The sequence below is a fragment of the Bradyrhizobium sp. 62 genome (assembly GCF_023073035.1).
Lineage (GTDB): Bacteria > Pseudomonadota > Alphaproteobacteria > Rhizobiales > Xanthobacteraceae > Bradyrhizobium.
Genome location: NZ_JADPIT010000014.1, coordinates 47,162 through 49,567, shown reverse-complemented (window position 1 = coordinate 49,567; position 2,406 = coordinate 47,162). Strand labels below are relative to the sequence as shown.

Genomic DNA, 2,406 nt, shown 5'->3' with positions numbered 1-2,406 from the left:
GCCGAACACCTGCGACAGGCCGAGACCGGTGCCGTGGCCGACCTGCTTGGTGGTGAAGAACGGCTCGAAGATGCGCTCGAGCCGCGCAGCCGGAATGCCGATGCCGGTGTCACTGACGGCAATACCGACGAAGCCATGTTTGCCAGGAAGCTCATGGTGACCTGAAAGATCAGGGTTGCCCGAGACGGGAGCCCGCGTGTCCGCAACGGTCGCCGCGGCCTCGACCTCGAAAACGATCCTGCCCTTGCCGTGCATCGCATCGCGCGCATTGGTCGCCATGTTGATCAACGCCGTCTCGAACTGGCTTGCATCGGCATTGACGAGACAGGGCTCGGCCGGCAGCCGCATCGCGATTTCGATCGCGGGCCCGAGCAGCGTCGCGAGCATGTCGTGCAGTGACTGCAGCCGCGCGCCGACGTCGAACACTTCCGGCTTCAAGGTCTGGCGCCGCGCGAAGGCGAGCAGCTGCGAGGTTAGCTTGGCCGCGCGCCCGACCGCGTCCGCGATGGCGGTGATGTAGCGCTGGCGCCGCTCCTCGCTCAGTTGCGGCCGGTTCAGCAGATCGACCGAGGCGCGAATCACGGTCAGGAGGTTGTTGAAGTCGTGCGCGACGCCGCCGGTGAGCTGGCCGAGCGCCTCCAGGCGCTGGCTGTGCTTGAGCGCCTCCTCGGCTTCGCGCCGCGCGGCGGCCTCGGCCTGGAGATGCTGGGTGCGCCGGAACGCGAACGCCAGCAGCAGAAACAGCAGCGCGGTGGCGGGAATGCCGAACACCAGATGCTGGCCCATGGTGGCGAACCAGCGTGCGCGGATTGCCGAGGTCTCCAATCCCGCGCTGACATAGATCGGATATTCGGCGATGCGTCGGTAGCCGATGCGCCGCTCGACCTCGTCCGATGGCCAGGCGATGGTGATGAGGCCATGCTCGGGATGAGCTGCGATGCTCCGGCCGACCGGCCCGTTAGGATCGAGCCTGAGGTCGCGGTCCAGCCGTGGAAGATGCGCCAGCACCACGCCGTCGGTGCGTCCCATGGCGAGGAAGCTGCCGGCATCGGAGCCGATCCTGGCGTAAAAGCTCTCGAAATATTCCGGCAGGACGGAGGCCTGGATCACGCCGATGAAGCTGCCGTCGTCGGAGCCGCGGCGGCGGCTGACCCCGAAGAAGCGCGCGCCCTGATAGGGCTGACGCGGGGTCAGGGGAACGCCGATGTAGCTGCCGATGGTCTGATCGACATGGGCCGCAAAATAGTCACGGTCCGCAAAGCTCTGCGCCGGCGGCGGCGAGGCCAGGCTGTTGACCAGCGACTTTCCGTCCGCATCGAAGATCCAAGCCGATTTCAGCTGCGGCAGCGAATCGGTCAGCTGCTTCAGGCGGCGGTGCAGGGCCGGCTCGCGCGAGCGGATGATGTCGTCGGGCATGCCGCGCACCACCTCGTTGATCTCGGCGAGGCTGCGGTCGATCGTCTCGAAGACCTTGAGCGCGTGCTCATGCGCGACATCGAGGGTGCGCTCGATCTCGCGGTCGGCGATGTCTTTGGTCGAGGTGTAGGAGATCGAGGCGGCGATCGCGAACAGTGCAATGGGCAGCGCCAGGGACGCAGCCATCATCCACTGCAGCAATCTCAGCGAATTGCGTTGTGCGCCCTGCACGGTCGCTCCGGTCCCACACCGGAGAGCTTACTTGAATTTCGCGCCGGGAAGGAAGCGGCTTGTAGCGGGAACCAGAGGTTGCAACCTGCCGGCCTGCTCGTGCAGGGGCGGAGGCAAAATCTGCTCGAATACGCGCCCGCCGTAGAATGCCCCGGCCATTCCGGCCGGGGATGGCAGCATAAGTGACGCCTAGATCTGGCGCTCGACCATCTTGAGCTTGAGCTCTGCGATGGCTTCCGCCGGGTTGAGGCCCTTCGGGCAGGCTTTGGCGCAGTTCATGATGGTGTGGCAGCGATAGAGGCGGAACGGATCCTCGAGATTGTCGAGCCGCTCGCCGGTCGCTTCATCCCGCGAATCCGACACCCAGCGGTTGGCCTGGAGCAGCGCGGCGGGACCGAGATAGCGCTCGCTGTTCCACCAATAGCTCGGGCACGAGGTCGAGCAGCAGGCGCAGAGGATGCACTCGTAGAGCCCGTCGAGCTTCTCGCGGTCCTCGTGGCTCTGCTTCCATTCCTTCTGCGGCGTCGGCGAGGTCGTCTTCAGCCACGGCTCGACCGAAGCGTACTGCGCATAGAAATTGGTGAGGTCGGGGATGAGGTCCTTCACGACAGGCTGGTGCGGCAGCGGATTGATCTTCACCGCGCCGTCCTTCACGTCGTGCATCGAGCGGGTGCAGGCCAGTGTGTTCTGGCCGTCGATGTTCATCGCGCAGGAGCCGCAGACGCCTTCGCGGCAGGAGCGGCGGAAGGTCAGCGACGG

The 2,406-nt window shown here is 65.9% G+C and carries 2 protein-coding genes; both read right to left on the bottom strand.

Annotation, left to right across the window (positions count from 1 at the left end; genetic code table 11):
- A partial coding sequence (locus IVB47_RS08740; RefSeq protein WP_247461054.1) for a hybrid sensor histidine kinase/response regulator occupies window positions 1–1,647 on the bottom strand: 1,647 nt, incomplete at its 3' end.
- A 189-nt stretch (window positions 1,648–1,836) separates the two neighbouring features.
- The coding region (locus tag IVB47_RS08735; protein WP_247461052.1) for a succinate dehydrogenase iron-sulfur subunit at window positions 1,837–2,406 on the bottom strand (570 nt) is incomplete at its 5' end.